The organism is Thiocapsa imhoffii (assembly GCF_016583985.1).
In the GTDB taxonomy this organism is placed as follows: Bacteria; Pseudomonadota; Gammaproteobacteria; order Chromatiales; family Chromatiaceae; genus Thiocapsa; species Thiocapsa imhoffii.
Genome location: NZ_NRSD01000001.1, coordinates 119,199 through 135,017 on the forward strand (window position 1 = coordinate 119,199; position 15,819 = coordinate 135,017).

General features: G+C 62.5%; 13 protein-coding genes. All 13 read left to right on the forward strand.

What is annotated here, in order from left to right:
- Nucleotides 1-365: 365 nt before the first annotated feature.
- The 13 genes from tkt to CKO25_RS00595 all read left to right on the forward strand — a co-directional run bounded on the left by tkt (nt 366) and on the right by CKO25_RS00595 (nt 15,754).
- Nucleotides 366-2,372: a transketolase gene (tkt, locus tag CKO25_RS00535; RefSeq protein WP_200385959.1), complete on the forward strand. Its 2,007-nt coding sequence runs from the start codon at nt 366-368 to the stop codon at nt 2,370-2,372.
- A 178-nt stretch (nt 2,373-2,550) separates the two neighbouring features.
- Complete coding sequence (gene gap, locus CKO25_RS00540) at nt 2,551-3,552, forward strand: type I glyceraldehyde-3-phosphate dehydrogenase (protein ID WP_200385960.1); 1,002 nt, start codon at nt 2,551-2,553, stop codon at nt 3,550-3,552.
- 223 nt (nt 3,553-3,775) lie between these two features.
- Complete coding sequence (locus CKO25_RS00545) at nt 3,776-4,957, forward strand: phosphoglycerate kinase (RefSeq protein ID WP_200385961.1); 1,182 nt, start codon at nt 3,776-3,778, stop codon at nt 4,955-4,957.
- 71 nt (nt 4,958-5,028) lie between these two features.
- Nucleotides 5,029-6,471, forward strand: a complete 1,443-nt coding sequence (pyk, locus tag CKO25_RS00550; RefSeq protein WP_200385962.1) for a pyruvate kinase — start codon at nt 5,029-5,031, stop codon at nt 6,469-6,471.
- Nucleotides 6,472-6,538: 67 nt separating this feature from the next.
- The gene (fba, locus tag CKO25_RS00555; protein ID WP_200385963.1) at nt 6,539-7,603 is read left to right on the forward strand and encodes a class II fructose-bisphosphate aldolase; all 1,065 of its coding nucleotides are present in this window, start codon (nt 6,539-6,541) and stop codon (nt 7,601-7,603) included.
- A gap of 137 nt (nt 7,604-7,740) precedes the next feature.
- Complete coding sequence (locus CKO25_RS00560; RefSeq protein ID WP_200385964.1) at nt 7,741-8,136, forward strand: CPCC family cysteine-rich protein; 396 nt, start codon at nt 7,741-7,743, stop codon at nt 8,134-8,136.
- Nucleotides 8,137-8,322: 186 nt separating this feature from the next.
- On the forward strand, nt 8,323-8,985 hold the full coding sequence (locus CKO25_RS00565; protein ID WP_200385965.1) for a CpsD/CapB family tyrosine-protein kinase: 663 nt from the start codon (nt 8,323-8,325) through the stop codon (nt 8,983-8,985).
- Between the two features lie 46 nt (nt 8,986-9,031).
- Nucleotides 9,032-9,778, forward strand: coding sequence for a hypothetical protein (locus CKO25_RS00570; RefSeq protein ID WP_200385966.1), 747 nt, complete (start codon nt 9,032-9,034; stop codon nt 9,776-9,778).
- Nucleotides 9,779-10,037: 259 nt separating this feature from the next.
- A complete protein-coding gene (locus tag CKO25_RS00575) occupies nt 10,038-11,492 on the forward strand; it encodes an FG-GAP-like repeat-containing protein (RefSeq protein ID WP_200385967.1) in 1,455 nt (484 codons plus the stop codon).
- 183 nt (nt 11,493-11,675) lie between these two features.
- On the forward strand, nt 11,676-13,556 hold the full coding sequence (speA, locus tag CKO25_RS00580; RefSeq protein WP_200385968.1) for a biosynthetic arginine decarboxylase: 1,881 nt from the start codon (nt 11,676-11,678) through the stop codon (nt 13,554-13,556).
- Between the two features lie 3 nt (nt 13,557-13,559).
- On the forward strand, nt 13,560-13,913 hold the full coding sequence (locus CKO25_RS00585) for a hydrogenase/urease maturation nickel metallochaperone HypA (protein ID WP_200385969.1): 354 nt from the start codon (nt 13,560-13,562) through the stop codon (nt 13,911-13,913).
- A 193-nt stretch (nt 13,914-14,106) separates the two neighbouring features.
- Nucleotides 14,107-14,982, forward strand: coding sequence for a hydrogenase nickel incorporation protein HypB (gene hypB / locus CKO25_RS00590; protein WP_200385970.1), 876 nt, complete (start codon nt 14,107-14,109; stop codon nt 14,980-14,982).
- A 262-nt stretch (nt 14,983-15,244) separates the two neighbouring features.
- Nucleotides 15,245-15,754 (forward strand): hypothetical protein, encoded by a 510-nt coding sequence (locus tag CKO25_RS00595; RefSeq protein ID WP_371829685.1) that lies wholly within the window; start codon nt 15,245-15,247, stop codon nt 15,752-15,754.
- The last annotated feature ends 65 nt before the right edge of the window (nt 15,755-15,819 follow it).

The following is a 15,819-nucleotide window of genomic DNA, read 5'->3' on the forward strand; positions in this document are numbered from 1 at the left end:
AATTAAAGAGTGCGCGCGGCCAGGTCGTAGGGGAGTGGATGAGGCTCGCAAAGCCGGGTCATTCTATGGCACAATCCATAGTATTAGGAAGTTATTAACTCCTTATCTGACCTCATAAGTGTGTTTTGATTCTCTGACCGGGTCGATTCATTCAGAATATCGCACTCCGAGAGCAGGAATCCGCCCGCTTGTTCCGGTTGCGCATTCGAGGTCTCGTCGAGCAGGCGTGACGCATCGCTTGCCCCGCATACCGCATTTTCGCTTCGTGCCGCGAGGTGAAGCGGCTGCCGAAGCCGAGGCAGCGCGTCGCGCCGCTGGTACCGCTGACCGATTGTTCAATGCTTCCGATACCACAGGAGGGACTGATGTCCTCACGTCAAGAACTTGCCAACGCCATCCGAGCGCTTGCAATGGATGCGGTACAAAAGGCGAACTCCGGTCATCCCGGCGCGCCGATGGGGATGGCCGACATCGCCGAAGTGCTCTGGAACGATTTCATGATTCACAATCCAGGCAACCCGCACTGGCCGAATCGAGATCGCTTCGTACTCTCCAACGGCCACGGCTCGATGTTGATCTATGCGTTGCTCCATCTCACTGGATATGAGCTCGGCATCGAGGACCTCAAGCAGTTCCGCCAACTGCATTCCAGGACGCCGGGCCATCCCGAGTATGGTTACGCGCCAGGGATCGAGACCACCACCGGCCCGCTCGGTCAAGGGATCTCGAACGCCGTTGGCATGGCCTTGGCGGAGAGGGCACTGGCGGCCCAGTTCAATCGGCCGGACCACGCGATCATCGACCATCACACCTACGTCTTTCTGGGCGACGGCTGCATGATGGAAGGCATCTCGCACGAGTCGTGCTCGCTGGCGGGAGCGCTGGGTCTCGGGAAGCTCATCGCGATCTACGACGACAACAACATCTCGATCGATGGCGAGGTGCGTGGGCACGGGGAAACCCCGGGCTGGTTCCTCGACGATACGCCAAAGCGCTTCGAAGCCTACGGCTGGCATGTGATCCCGAAGGTGGACGGACACGATCCAGCCGCCGTCAAGGCGGCGATCGAGGCGGCGCGCGCCATCACCGATCGCCCGAGCCTGATCTGTTGCCAGACCATCATCGGCTTCGGTTCCCCGAACAAGCAGGGCAAGGAGGAGTGCCATGGCGCCGCGCTGGGTGAGGAAGAGGTCGCCCTCACGCGCCAGGCACTGGGTTGGACGTCCCCTCCCTTCGTGATTCCGGAGTCCGTCTATCAAGGCTGGAGCGCGAAGGAACGTGGCGCCGCCGCGGAGTCCGCCTGGAATGATCGATTCGCGGCCTATGCCGAGGCGTACCCGGCGGAGGCCGCGGAGTTGCAGCGGCGCCTCGCCGGCGAGTTGCCCGAGGATTGGTCGGCGCAAGCCGACGCCTTCATTGCCAGCGTGGTCGAAAAGGCCGAGACGATTGCCTCGCGCAAGGCCTCCCAAAACACGCTCAACGGGTTTGGGCCGCATCTGCCCGAGCTGCTCGGTGGTTCAGCCGACCTCGCCGGCTCCAATCTGACCTTGTGGAAAGGGGCGAAGGGTATCGGCCGGGGCGAGCAGGCGGGCAATTACGTCTACTATGGCGTGCGTGAGTTCGGGATGTCCGCCATGATGAATGGCATCGCGTTGCACGGGGGCTTCATCCCCTACGGCGCGACCTTCCTGATGTTCTCCGAGTATGCGCGCAACGCCTTGCGGATGGCGGCGCTGATGAAGATCCAGACGATCTTCGTCTACACCCACGACTCCATCGGCCTAGGTGAGGACGGACCGACGCATCAGCCCGTCGAGCAGATCCCGACCCTCCGCATGATCCCCCACATGAATGTGTGGCGCCCCTGTGACGCGGTGGAGTCAGCGGTCTCCTGGAAGTGCGCGATCGAGCGGCGTGATGGCCCGACCTGTCTCATCTTCTCGCGGCAGAATCTCGCCCACATGGACCGCACCCCGGAGCAGCTCGCCGCGATCGCCCAGGGGGGTTACGTCTTGCGCGACTGCGCCGGCACCCCGGATGCCATCATCATCGCCACCGGTTCGGAGGTCGAACTCGCCGTGAAGGCGGCCGAGGCGATGTCGGACAAGGCGATTCGCGTGGTCTCGATGCCCTGTACGGAGGTGTTCGATGCGCAGGATGCGGCCTATCGCGAGTCGGTGCTGCCCAGCGCGGTCACCGCGCGCGTGGCCGTCGAGGCCGCGGTGACCGATGGTTGGTGGAAGTACGTCGGCCAGCAGGGTGACGTGCTGGGCGTCAATCGGTTTGGCGAGTCGGCGCCTGCCGGGCCTTTGTTCAAGGAGTTCGGCTTCACGGTCGAGAATCTGGTCGCGAAGGTTCGAGGCGTGCTCTGAGTTCCGCGCGTGCACCTGCGCCGAGCGCGGTGCACGCACACCATCATCGAACAAGCCTGATCGAGGCCGACGCTGCACGCAGGGAACGACCGACTCGGCACCAGCCGTGCGACCGCCCTGGTCATCAGGTCGCGTGGATTCGTCCTAATCTGTCCAGTCCTTTTAGAGGAGTTACTGAATGACACTGAAAGTCGGTATCAATGGTTTTGGCCGCATCGGTCGGATGGCCTTCCGTGCGATTGCAAAGGATTTTCCGGGCATCGAGGTCGTGGCGATCAACGACCTGCTCGACCCGGATTATCTGGCCTACATGTTGAAATACGATTCGGTGCACGGCAATTTCAAAGGCGACATCGCCGTTGATGGCAACACCATGATCGTCAATGGAAACCGGATTCGTCTGACGGCCGAACGTGATCCTGCCAATCTCAAGTGGAATGAGGTCGGGGCGGAATTGGTCATCGAATGTACCGGTTTCTTCCTCGACGATGCCTCCTGCCGGAAACATCTCGAGGCTGGTGCCAAGAAGGTGGTGCAGAGCGCGCCGTCCAAGGATGCCACCCCGATGTTCGTCTATGGCGTCAACCACAAGACCTATGCCGGGCAAGAGATCATCTCCGCCGCCTCCTGCACCACCAATTGCTTGGCGCCAGTGGCCAAGGTGCTGCACGACAACTGGGGCATCAAGCGCGGTCTCATGACCACGGTGCATGCGGCCACCGCCACGCAGAAGACGGTCGACGGCCCCTCCATGAAGGACTGGCGTGGTGGTCGCGGCATCCTGGAGAACATCATCCCCTCCTCGACCGGTGCGGCGAAGGCCGTCGGGAAGGTCCTCCCGGAATTGAATGGCAAGCTGACGGGCATGGCCTTCCGTGTGCCGACTTCCGACGTCTCGGTGGTCGACCTGACTGTCGAGCTGAGCAAGGAGGCCACCTACGCCGAAATCTGCGCGGCCATGAAGCAGGCGTCCACATCGGGCGATTTGATGGGCGTGTTGGGTTACACCGATGAGAAGGTCGTCTCGACTGATTTCCGTGGTTGCCCGACGCCGTCCGTGTTCGATTCCGAGGCCGGCATTGCACTGGATCCGACCTTCGTGAAGGTCGTGGCCTGGTACGATAACGAGTATGGCTACACCTGCAACATGTTGCGGATGGTGGAGCACGTCGCGAAGTAATCGCGGTCACGCGTCTTCATGGCGCCCTGATCCGTGACGCTCGGGCAGCCCTGCCTGCGTCGCGGATCCAGTGCGTCATGAAGGCCGTGGGGTGAGGCCGCGCCGCTCTCCGTTTTCGATTTTCGTCTGGTCGTGACCCCCTAAGCCCTCGAGCGCCTTCAGGCAAGGCCAACCTTGGACCTGAATCCGTTCCAGTTCATCACCGTTTCATAGAGGCTTTGCGATGTCATTCATCAAGCTGACCGATCTCGATCTTGCTGGCAAGCGGGTGTTGATCCGTTCCGATCTCAATGTGCCTGTCAAGGATGGTCAGGTGACGTCTGATGCGCGCATCACCGCGTCCATGCCGACCTTCGAGCACTGCATCGCGGCGGGAGCGAAGGTCATGGTCATGTCGCATCTCGGGCGCCCACGGGAGGGTGTTTTCTCCGAGGCCGATTCGCTGGCGCCGGTCGCCGCGAACCTGGGCGCGAAGCTCGGGCGTGAGATCCGGTTGGTGCGCGATTATCTCGAGCAGCCTCCCGTGGTCGCTGATGGCGAATTGGTGCTGCTTGAGAACGTCCGCTTCAATGTGGGTGAGGGTAAGGACCAGGCGGAACTTGCCAAACAGTATGCCGCCCTCTGTGATGTCTTCGTCATGGACGCCTTCGGCACCGCCCATCGCGCCCAGGCCTCGACCCATGGCGTGGGCCAACAGGCGCCGGTTGCCTGCGCCGGCTTGCTCCTGGCCGAGGAACTCGACGCCCTGCAACAGGCCTTGGCCGCGCCCGCGCGCCCGATGGTCGCGATCGTCGGCGGTTCCAAGGTTTCGACCAAGCTGACCGTGTTGGAAGCCTTGTCGGAGAAGGTCGATCAGCTCGTGGTCGGGGGCGGCATTGCCAATACCTTCCTCGCCGCGGCCGGCTTCCCGGTCGGTCAGTCGCTGTGCGAGCATGATCTGATTCCGACCGCTCAGGCGCTGATGGAGAAGATGTCGGCGCGCGGAGCAAGCATTCCGATCGCGGTCGATGTGGTCTGTGGCAAACGGTTCGACGAGAACGAACCGGCCGTGACCAAGGCGGTTGCGGACGTGGCCGAGGACGACATGATCTTCGATATCGGCCCCGCCTCGGCGCAGGTGCTCGCCGACGTCATTGCCAAGGCGGGAACCATCGTCTGGAACGGCCCGGTCGGGGTATTCGAGTTCGACCAGTTCGGTGGCGGGACCAAGACCGTCTCCATGGCGATCGCCGAGGCCCCGGGCTTCAGTCTGGCGGGTGGTGGCGACACCATCGCCGCGATCCAGAAATACGACATCTACGACCGGGTCTCTTACATCTCCACGGCCGGTGGCGCCTTCCTCGAGTATCTCGAGGGTAAGACGCTGCCCGCGGTCGCGATGCTCGAAGCGCGCGCGCGGGATTGACCCCAATCCACTCGGCCACCGACCCCAGCGATGGCCGGGGCGTTGGCGATCAGAGGCTCACGAGCATGACCATGTCTAGACGTACCAAGATCGTCGCCACACTCGGTCCCGCAACCGATCCGCTCGACGTGATGGATGAGATGATCAGGGCCGGCGTGGATGTTGTCCGACTCAACCTATCGCATGACACCCACCAGCGGCATCGTGAGCGGGCTGAACGGATTCGTGAACGCGCCGCGCACGCTGGGCGCGAGATCGCTCTGCTGCTGGACCTGCAGGGTCCGAAGATTCGCGTCGGGAAGTTCCGCGACGGACCGATCCAGCTCACACGGGGCGAGACCTTTGTCATCGATGCCACCTGTCCGCTCGACGCGGGGGATCGGAGCCGGGTTGGGACCACCTATCCGGAACTGGTCGATGACGTTACCCATGGCGATACGCTCTTGCTCGACGATGGGGCGATCGAACTCGAGGTCGAGTCGGTCAGGGATGGGCGGATCGCGTGCAAGGTGGTCGTCGGTGGCCAGTTGTCCGATCACAAGGGGATCAACAAAAAAGGAGGGGGACTCTCCGCCCCGGCGCTGACGGAGAAGGATCAGGAGGATATCCGGTTCGCCGCCGATCTCGACGCTGACTACCTGGCGGTCTCCTTCGTACGCAATGGCGATGATGTACGCCTCGCGCGTGAACTCTTCCACGAGGCCGGCGGGCGTGGCGGCATCGTGGCGAAGATCGAGCGCGCCGAGGCGATGCGCGCCATCGACGACATCATCAACGCCGCCGATGTCATCATGGTGGCCCGTGGCGACCTGGGGGTGGAGATCGGTGACGCGGAACTCCCCGCCGCGCAGAAGACCCTGATCAGCCGGGCGCGCGAACTCAATAGTGTTGTCATCACGGCAACCCAAATGATGCAGTCGATGATCGAGAATCCGATTCCGACTCGCGCCGAGGTCTTCGATGTCGCCAACGCGGTCCTCGACGGGACCGATGCGGTCATGCTCTCGGCGGAGAGTTCGATCGGCAAATATCCTCCCAAGGTCGTCGAGGCGTTAGACCGCATCTGTCTGGAGGCTGAGAAGCATGTCACCCGCTCGGGTCATCGGCTGGATTCGGTTTTCGGCCGCGTCGACGAGGCGATCGCGATGGCCGCGATGTACACCGCGAATCATCTCGGCGTGAAGGCGATCGCCGCGCTGACCGAAACCGGATCGACCGTGAAATGGATGTCACGGATTCGTTCGGGCATTCCGATCCACGCAATCACGCGCTCGGCTCAAACCCGTCGAAAAGTCAGGCTGTTTCGCGGCGTCTATCCGGTAAGCTTCGATGTCTCGAGTACGGATATCCACGAAGTGAATCGCGAGGTGATCGAAGAGCTTTTGCGTCGCGGAACGGTGCGTGATGGCGATCTCGTGATCATCACCAAAGGTGATCGCTCCGGGGTGGAAGGGCAGACGAATATCCTGAAGATCATGCGGGTCGGTGAGCACACCCTCCTGCGGGAGGACTGAGCCCACAACCCCACCGCACCGCCCAAACTCTGTTTTCAATCGTCAACTCGATCCGAGGAGAACACACATGGCACTGATTTCACTCCGCCAATTGCTTGATCATGCCGCCGAGCATGGCTATGGCGTCCCAGCGTATAACGTCAACAATCTCGAGCAGATGCGCGCCATCATGGAGGCCGCTGACGAGACCGATTCACCGGTGATCGTTCAGGCCTCGGCCGGCGCGCGCAAATACGCGGGCGCCCCTTTCTTGCGTCATCTCATCCTCGCGGCCATCGAGGAGTGGCCTCACATCCCGGTGTGCATGCATCAGGATCACGGGACTTCGCCCGCCGTGTGTCAGCGCTCGATCCAACTCGGCTTCTCCTCGGTGATGATGGATGGATCGCTGAAGGAGGATGGTAAGACCCCGGCGTCCTACGACTACAACGTCGATGTCACGCGTCGTGTCGTGGAGATGGCGCATGCCTGCGGTGTGTCGGTCGAGGGTGAACTCGGCTGCCTCGGTTCGCTCGAGACCGGGCAGGCCGGCGAGGAGGATGGGATTGGTGCCGAGGGGACACTCGATCACAGCCAACTCCTGACCGACCCCGAGGAAGCCGCTGATTTCGTGAAGAAAACTGGCGTCGATGCCCTGGCCATTGCCATTGGTACCTCGCATGGCGCCTACAAGTTCACCCGCCCACCGACGGGCGATATCCTGGCCATCGAGCGTGTGAAAGAGATCCACCAGCGGATCCCCAACACCCATCTGGTGATGCACGGCTCCTCCTCGGTGCCGCAGGAATGGCTCGCCATCATCAATCAATTCGGCGGCGATATGGGTGAGACCTATGGCGTGCCGGTCGAAGAGATTGTCGAGGGAATCAAGCACGGGGTACGCAAGGTCAACATCGATACCGATCTGCGGATGGCCTCGACGGGTGCCATTCGCAAGCACCTGCACGACCATCCCTCCAATTTTGACCCGCGCAAGTACTTCGAAGCGGCAACCAAGGCCATGAAGGGGATCTGCAAGGCGCGCTATGAGGCCTTCGGGTCGGCCGGCAATGCGAGCAAGATCACTCCGATCTCCTTGGAGGCCATGGCGGACCGCTATACCAAGGGTGAGCTTGAGCCGAAGGTGAACTGAGTTTCGGTTCGTATTCGGTCTGAAGAGGTGCGGACATCCGCACCATAAAAGGGGCGTCCGCGCCCCTTTTTCGTGCGCCCGCCTGCATCGATGTCGATCCTTGATTCGGCGACAACTCAACCAGCTGGAGTCCACTGGTGTTCGACGATCAAAAATTTCCGTGCCCCTGCTGCGGCTACTGCGTTCACGAGCATGAACCCGGTTTTCATCAAGTCTGCCCGATTTGCGGTTGGGAGGACGATCTCAGTCAATTGCGCTTCGTTGCCATGCCGGGTAGCAGCAATACCGTGAGTCTGGTCGAGGCACAGCAGAACTATCAGCGATATGGCGCCTCCGAACGGCGTCGCATCGGTGAGACTCGGGCGCCCGTCGATGGTGAGACGCGCGACGCCGGCTGGCGTCCGGTTGATCCGACGTTGGACAATATTGAACATCCCGTGCGCGGTGTTCCCTACGGTGACTCCTATCCCTGGCCGGACACCACGGTCCTGTATTATTGGCGGCGGACTTACTGGCGACGCTTGGTTGGTTGAGTCCGCTGGATGCGGCATGGAGTGCCTGGTGCGCGCGGTCGGGCGGCTCTCGGTGGGGATGTTGAGGCCGCGAAACGTGCTCATCAGGCGCCGGTGCTCGACCTCTAGTCATCCTGGATTGCAACGCAGCGGATTCGCGATCAGGATATTCAGTTCGAGCGGTGCCATTGATGAGTAGGTGAGAGCATGCATGAGCGTCCCCCCAGCGAGCGACTCCAGCGTCAGGCGCTCGCGCAGATTGCCGAGAGCAAACGCATGGTGCTGGCGGTTCGGCATGCCTTGGCGCAGCGCCAACCGGCGACCGTCCTGATCACCAGTGCCGCGCCCCATGAAGGCAAGAGCTTGCTGGGCGCCTCCTTGGCCTCCGCGGCCGTGAGCATGGGTGAGGAGCGTATTCTGGTGATGGACCTCAACTGGTACCGGCCTGCGCTGCATCAGTTCTTCGGTCGCGACTTGCTCCATACGAGCGATGAGATCGCGACACGGCCCCTCGCGGACGTGATCGACAGCGGTGGGGAGGGGGAGCCCGATCGCCTATTGGCGCCGACCGATCACGATCAGGTCGCCGGCAGCGCGCTGAATGGTCCGGCCGTGGCGCGACGTCTGATCACCAGTGCCCGGGAGCTCTACGACACCATCTTCATCGACACGGCATCCGTCTTCCCAACCAACCGGATGATGATGGATCCGGTGATGCTTGCGAGTATGGTGGATGGTGTCATGATGGTGATCCAGAGTCGCAGCACCGCGCGTCAGCAGGCGAAACGGGCCTACAAGACGATTGAGCTCTCGGGCGCGAACATCATCGGCGCGGTCCTCAATCATAGCGAATCGCTCGGCCGCGCCTGAGCTGCCCGGAAGGGCCCTTGACTCCCTACAGCGAGCGGAACGACGCATGGGATACTATCTGAATCGTTATTGGCGGGCCCTGCGGCAGCACGGCTGGTGGCTAAGCTTATCTATCCTCCCCGTCGTACTCTACTTGGTTGCGGCCGCGCTGCACCATGACACCTTTATCGTGACGCAGGATTACCTCTATCACGGGGAGGTCCCGGTTGCGGCCACTGACCATCCAGTCCGCACCCAGCCGTTAACCATGTTGGTTGATGCCCCGGATCAGTTGTTCATGGATGGGTTTGCCTTGAATCAACTGTTACGTCGCCTCCACCTTGAGACGGCCTGGGCAGACATCACGGAAGCCGAGCTCCCGCGCATGGTGAACGCCTCCATGCATCTTGAGCGTCCCAGTGAGGACAGGATCAGTCTCTATTATCGAGGCATGGATGGCGAACTCGGACATCGTTTCGTGGACTATTTCAACCAGCGTCTCCTGACACGCGTCGCCGATGGTGTGTCGCGCGCACGCTCCGCCGGGAACTTGGATCCAGACTGGCGTTTTGAGAAAGCGGGGCCGGTGAGCCTCGAGGCCTTTGGGACGCCTTGGAACCCCCAACGACTGCTGCCCGCAACCCTGATCCTGCTTGCTGGTTTGCTCCTCATCGCGGTCGCGATCGCGGTCCATGAGTTTGCCGACAGCTCCTTCCGATCGGCACGCCAGGTGGCCCGCTATCTCGAGACACAGGTCCTGGGTGAGATCCCCGATTTAAAGGTTTTGACCCGAAATTTGCACCTCGATGGGTGACAACGTTGGGCGATGTCGGTCTAAGTGGAGTGATTTTGGGTGTCATGTCGGGACGGTTGACGCGGACCCATGTGTCACTCCCCACGTTGCGGCAGGTTCGGGTCGAATAGTGCGGTGGGTTTGCAACAGCTCACGCTGTCCTGGCGCATCCCGACCACTGCCCGGAGCGGATGGAGCGCTCGAATCCTGTTTGGGCGGCACGATCGTCGCGGTGCCTCCTCGCGCCATGAGGGACTGAGATGTCCCGCGGAGTCATTAGATGATTCACCTTGTTGTCCGCTGGCTGTCGGTCAGCTTGCTCTTCGGCTGGTTTCTGAGTGTGGGGTTGCTGCAGGCGCAGACCGGCGATCTGGGCTACACCTTGCGCTGGGCCGAGGTCGATGATCCACGGGTTGCCGGCTATCGCGTCTACTATGGCGTCGAGCCCGGCCATTACCTCGAGATGATCGATGTCGGATTGGAGACGACCCATCGCGTCACGGGTTTGGAACCGGATACGGTCTACTACTTTACGGTCAGTGCCTACGATGCGGAGGGATTCGAGTCGAGCTACACCCCCGAAGTGACCTCGGGGGCGTTTCGCTATCTCTTTGGCATGGGCGGGCCCTTCCCGAGTGACGGCGGCTGGGTCGAAGTGGCCAATGCCAGTCTGTTGCAGGAGCAGCGCATCAAGGCCGCGGCGCCGGAATATGGCGGCGGCAGCGGTGAGGTCCGGGTCGCGACCGGTGATCTCAATGGGAACGGGCGCGACGAGGTGGTGCTGGGCTTCGGCCCGGCGCCCTTCGGTCAATCTGGCGGCTGGTTCCGTCTGCTCGACAGCAACCTGGCCCACCTGGCGTGGGGGCGTGTCGACTGGGACGACTACAATGCCACGAACGGTGAAACCTATCCCGCGGTCGGCGATCTCGACGGCGATGGCAAGGCCGAAATCGTGATTGGCTTGGGCTCGGGTGGCGGCGGCATGATGCAGGTCTTCGGCTATGATGCGGGCGGGCTGGTGCCACTCGGTTGGACCGCGCTCGACTGGCCCGAATACAACGCACTGAGCGGCGCGACACGCCCAGCCCTCGGCGACGTCGATGGCAATGGCCGTGCTGATTTGCTGGTCGGACTGGCGGCGGTTGAGGATCGTGCCCGCCCGGCTGGTGGAGACCCCGCTGCCTTCTCCGAGACCGGGTCGACGCCCATTCCCGGGGGTTTTTTCTTCCTAAAACGCGGGATCGATCTTGCGGGCAGCGAGGATGAAACGATGCGTGATGCGCTGGCCAACCGGCTGCTGCTCGAGCGCGAGATCACGACCGGATCCGTGTCCTGGGGTGAATACGCCCGTCAGCTTGGTGAGACCTGGCCCGCGCTCGGCGACCTGAGCGGGGACGGTCGCTACGAGATCGTCGTTGGCCTGGGACGCGGCGGCGAGGGGCTCTTCGAGGTCTTCCAGTACGATGCGGAGGCGATCGTGTCACTCGGCTTGGGCGCATTGAACTGGCCGGAGTATCTCGCGCGCAACGGCGAGATGCGTCCCACGGTCCACTCGCGCCGGGGCGCTCCAGGCCAGATCCTGTTCGGGCTCGGCGCGGGTGGGGAAGGGCGGGTCGAGGTGTTCGAGCTGCGCTACGGCGACTGGGAGAATGTCGACAGCTTCGAACTCTGGCCACGCCAGTATCGCATGGCTGAAGGTGCGACCTGGCCGGCCGTCAAACTGGAGTCGCGCTGAGCCTGGTGGCCGCTCGGTCGTGCGCGGCGAGCCTGTCCCGCTTTGCAGCCTGCGGCCCTCAGCCTGTCCGGGAGATAAGGCCCCTGTCCAGCGAGCCACCTGCTCCGCGCCCCCCGCGTGGGGCCGGGTTCGCATGACGGCCTCGCCTCCATCCCCTGATCCACGTTCGATCGAGTAGGTGTCATGGACCAAGCCGTACGTCGCTGCAACCAGATCTACGCCATCGATCGCTGGGGCGAAGGCTATTTTGGGATCAATGCGTCTGGTCATCTCTACGCCCGCCCGGATCCGGCCAGCGCGATCGAGATCGATCTCGTGCGCTTGAGCGAACAGATCGACGCCGAAGGCTTGTCCCTGCCCATCCTGGTACGGTTCAACGATATCCTGCGCCATCGTGTGCGGGCCTTGCATCAAGCCTTCGAGGAGGCTAGCGAGGCCTGTGGGTATGCGGGTCGCTACCAGCCCGTTTATCCCATCAAGGTGAATCAGCAGGCGGGCGTGGTCCGCGAGATCTTGCGCGCTGGGCATGCGGGATTGGAGGCTGGCAGTAAACCTGAGCTGATGGCCGTGCTGGCACTGTCGCCCGCGAACGGCCTGGTCGTGTGCAATGGATACAAAGACCGGGACTACATCCGTCTGGCACTGATCGGTCGGCGTCTGGGACTGCGTGTGCAGATCGTGATCGAGAAGCCCTCCGAGATTGACCTCGTCCTGGAGGAGGCCGAGCGTTTGGGCGTCGCCCCCTTGCTTGGGGTGCGGGTTCGGTTGGCGGCAGCGGCGGCTGGTAACTGGCAGAGCAGCGGTGGTGAATCCGCGAAATTCGGCCTCTCCGCCAAACAGATCCTTGATCTCGTCGAACGGTTGCGGGACGCGGAGCGTCTCGATTGGCTGAACCTGTTGCACTGCCATTTGGGATCGCAAATCCCAAACCTGCAAGACATCCGGGTGGGGATCGCCGAACTCGTGCGCTTCTACGCCGAACTGCGTCGCCTGGGTGCACCGATCACCATTCTCGACGTGGGCGGTGGTTTGGGCGTCGACTACGAAGGCACCGGGACGCGACACTACTGTTCGGTGAATTACACCTTCTCGAGCTATGCCGCGGCGATCGTCGGGGCCGTCGCGGCGGAGTGCAAGCGTCGTGACTTGCCCGAACCCGATCTGCTGAGTGAGTCCGGCCGGGCATTGACGGCGCACCATGCGGTCCTGATCACCAATGTGATCGATCGCGAAGAGGCGGGCGGCAGTGCGGTCGAGCCGCGTCGGGACGAAGGGGATCCGCTGCTCGATGGACTGTCCAGTCTGCTCGGCGAGGTGGATACCGCGCCCCCCCACGAGTCGTTCACGCAGGCACGCGAACTGCTCGAGGCCGCGCGCCGACGCTTCGTCGAGGATGACCTGGACTTGGTGGGGCGCGCACGCTCCGAGGAACTCTTCTTCGCCATCTGCCGGCGGCTCGCCGGGCGACTCGACCCGGCGATCCGTCGGCATCGAGAACTGGCCGACGAAGTCAATGCCCTGCTGGCCGATAAACTCTTCTGCAACTTCTCGCTGTTCCAGTCGATGCCGGACGTCTGGGCGCTCGATCAGATCTTCCCGGTCGTGCCCATCCAGCGGCTCGACGAGATCCCGCGCGCGCGCGCCACGGTGCATGATTTAACCTGCGATTCGGATGGCTGCATCGATCAATATGTCGACGAAGGAGGGATCGAGGCGAGCCTGCCAGTCCATCAGGGGGCGGGTCTCGGGGCACCCTACCTGCTCGGCTTCTTCATGGTGGGCGCCTATCAGGAGATCCTCGGCGATATCCACAACCTATTCGGCGACACGGATGCGGTCAATGTCGAACTCGACCCCAATGCACCCGATGGCTATCGGTTGCTGGACGCCGAGCGCGGTGATTCCACGGATGAGCTCTTAAGCTATGTCCACTTCGAACCGCGCACCCTGCTTGCACACTACCGGCGCAAGCTCGAGGCGGCCGAACTCGACCGTGCCACTCGAGAACAGTTCTACGTCGAACTCAAGGCCGGTCTCTACGGTTATACCTACCTCGGCGGCTGATCCGTGCACGAACTCTCCATCTGTCAAGCATTGATCGAGCAGGTGACACGGATTGCTGCTGAACATGGCGCGACAGGGGTCGAGCGCATTGGTCTCAGGATCGGCCCGCTCGCGGGCGTCGAGGCCCCCTTGCTCCGGCATGCCTTTCCCTTAGCCGCGACGGGCACCCTAGCCGAAACAGCGGAGTTGGTCATCGAGACGGCCGCAATCCGGGTCGTTTGTACCGACTGCGGTGCTGAGTCGCAGGCGCTGGTGAACCGGCTCCTGTGCGCCGCGTGTGGCAGCTATAAGACTCGCTTGATCAGCGGGGATGAATTGCTCCTGGCGAACCTCGAATTGACGCTTCCGGATCCTTGAGTCTGGAAACGGAACGATGCTGGAGGTGGCGCGGGCCTGACCCCCTGGATGGACTGGCGTAAACTCCAGGTTGGTGATGGTGCCGCAAGCGTGCGGGCAGACCATCGGCACCGAATCCGTTGGCATCCGGTCTCGTCTCGGGTCAAGATGCCGATGCAATGGCCCGACGGGCAGAGTCTAGGGAGTCATCCTCATGTGTGAGACCTGTGGTTGCAACATTACCCCCGGCAACGAGCATCTGGTGCGCGCTGGCGGTCAACACGCGACGACCGCTGACGGCCGCGCCGCGGTGAGCGTGCTTCAATCGCTGCTGTCGGAGAATGATCGGGCCGCGATGCACAACCGTGAGCATTTCGATCGCCACGATGTTCTGGCGATTAATGTGATGTCCTCGCCTGGTGCCGGGAAAACCAGTCTGCTTGAGCAGACGATCGAAGCGCTCCAGGGACAGGTTCGCATCGCCGTCATCGAAGGTGATCTCGAAACCGAGAACGACGCCGAGCGCATTCGCGCCAAGGGTGTTCCGGCGGTGCAGATCACCACGGGTAGCGCGTGCCATTTGGACGCTCACATGGTGCACGACGCGTTGCATCGCCTGGATCTCGACGAGATCGACGTGCTCTTTATCGAGAACGTGGGAAACCTGGTCTGCCCCGCGAGCTTTGACCTTGGACAGCATCGCAACGTCACGTTGCTGTCAGTCCCTGAAGGCGACGACAAGCCGGCGAAATATCCGGTGATGTTCCGAGTCGCTGATCTTGTTTTGTGTACGAAATCGGATCTGCTGAGCGTGCTGCCCGAATTCTCGGTCACTCGCGCCGAGACCTATTTGCGCAACCTGGCCAGCACGGTGCCCTTCGAGTGTGTCTCGGCTCGTGGCGATGGGGCGATCCAGGCCTGGCTGAATTGGGTGTGCGACGAACTCGCCGCGCAGCGGTCACGGCTCGAACTCGGGCGGACCACGCGTCCATCCGGTTCCACGGATACCACCGCGCGATTCCGTGCTGACGAGGATGGGGTGCACCACCACCACCATCATCATCATCACGACTCGGATCACAAGGTTTAGAGGGTGCCCGGCGTGCCTGAGACAGCGGATGCGAGCCGGCGCGGCGCACACCCGAGACGCAGAACCGGGCCGCGTTGCTCGACGATTCCTGATCGTTGATGCGGCAAGCCATGCCCCGCACCGGGGCTGTAGAAGACGCTTGCGACCTTTCTCCGTTCGGTGTAGTAGTTAGGAGACGCGGTTCTCGAGACCGCTCGTCGATTCGCGCACAATGAGATTTCCGGATGTCCGTCACGAGAGAAATCACACAACCCTTGGAGGAATGCCCGTGTTGAAGTCACCCGCTCAGAAGGCCCTGCCCCGCGTCGGGTTTATGCTGTTGGCATCGGTCCTAATCTATGCGCCGGTCAGCCATGCATTCAATTTTGGAAACATGATGAACCCCAACCGTTGGATGGGCAGCGGTGGCGATCGGGATCGCTACGACGACGGATATCCAGGTGGCCCTTATGGACCGCCTGGATATGGCTATCCCTACGGCGGTTACGCCCCTGGTCCAGGTTATGCGGCGCCGGGTTATGCGGCGCCGGGATATGGTGCTCCCATGCAGGGCTATGGGATGCCGGCCTATCCAGCCGCTCCCACTGCCGTACCCGTCGCGCCGGCGACGGGAAGCGGCACGGCCGATAGCGCCGAAGTGCAGGCACTCAAGCGCCGCGTCGAAGAGCTCGAAGCGGCGGCGCGCCAGCAGTCGCAACCCGTCGCGCCACCGCCGCCACCGGCTGGCGAGTGGCCATCAGCCCCGGCCTTCCGCCCGATGAATCAATACTGATCTCGGCGCGGGACGCACGTTCGATGCCGCCTGGCCGGTGCGCGGTGGGGGTCGCTCAACGCTGC

What these genes read in the sequence shown, in the direction of transcription:
- tkt (WP_200385959.1), top strand. Translation starts at nt 366, where the DNA reads ATGTCCTCACGTCAAGAACTTGCCAACGCCATCCGAGCGCTTGCAATG.
- gap (WP_200385960.1), top strand. Translation starts at nt 2,551, where the DNA reads ATGACACTGAAAGTCGGTATCAATGGTTTTGGCCGCATCGGTCGGATG.
- CKO25_RS00545 (WP_200385961.1), top strand. Translation starts at nt 3,776, where the DNA reads ATGTCATTCATCAAGCTGACCGATCTCGATCTTGCTGGCAAGCGGGTG.
- pyk (WP_200385962.1), top strand. Translation starts at nt 5,029, where the DNA reads ATGTCTAGACGTACCAAGATCGTCGCCACACTCGGTCCCGCAACCGAT.
- fba (WP_200385963.1), top strand. Translation starts at nt 6,539, where the DNA reads ATGGCACTGATTTCACTCCGCCAATTGCTTGATCATGCCGCCGAGCAT.
- CKO25_RS00565 (WP_200385965.1), top strand. Translation starts at nt 8,323, where the DNA reads ATGCATGAGCGTCCCCCCAGCGAGCGACTCCAGCGTCAGGCGCTCGCG.
- CKO25_RS00570 (WP_200385966.1), top strand. Translation starts at nt 9,032, where the DNA reads ATGGGATACTATCTGAATCGTTATTGGCGGGCCCTGCGGCAGCACGGC.
- CKO25_RS00575 (WP_200385967.1), top strand. Translation starts at nt 10,038, where the DNA reads ATGATTCACCTTGTTGTCCGCTGGCTGTCGGTCAGCTTGCTCTTCGGC.
- speA (WP_200385968.1), top strand. Translation starts at nt 11,676, where the DNA reads ATGGACCAAGCCGTACGTCGCTGCAACCAGATCTACGCCATCGATCGC.
- hypB (WP_200385970.1), top strand. Translation starts at nt 14,107, where the DNA reads ATGTGTGAGACCTGTGGTTGCAACATTACCCCCGGCAACGAGCATCTG.
- CKO25_RS00595 (WP_371829685.1), top strand. Translation starts at nt 15,245, where the DNA reads ATGCCCGTGTTGAAGTCACCCGCTCAGAAGGCCCTGCCCCGCGTCGGG.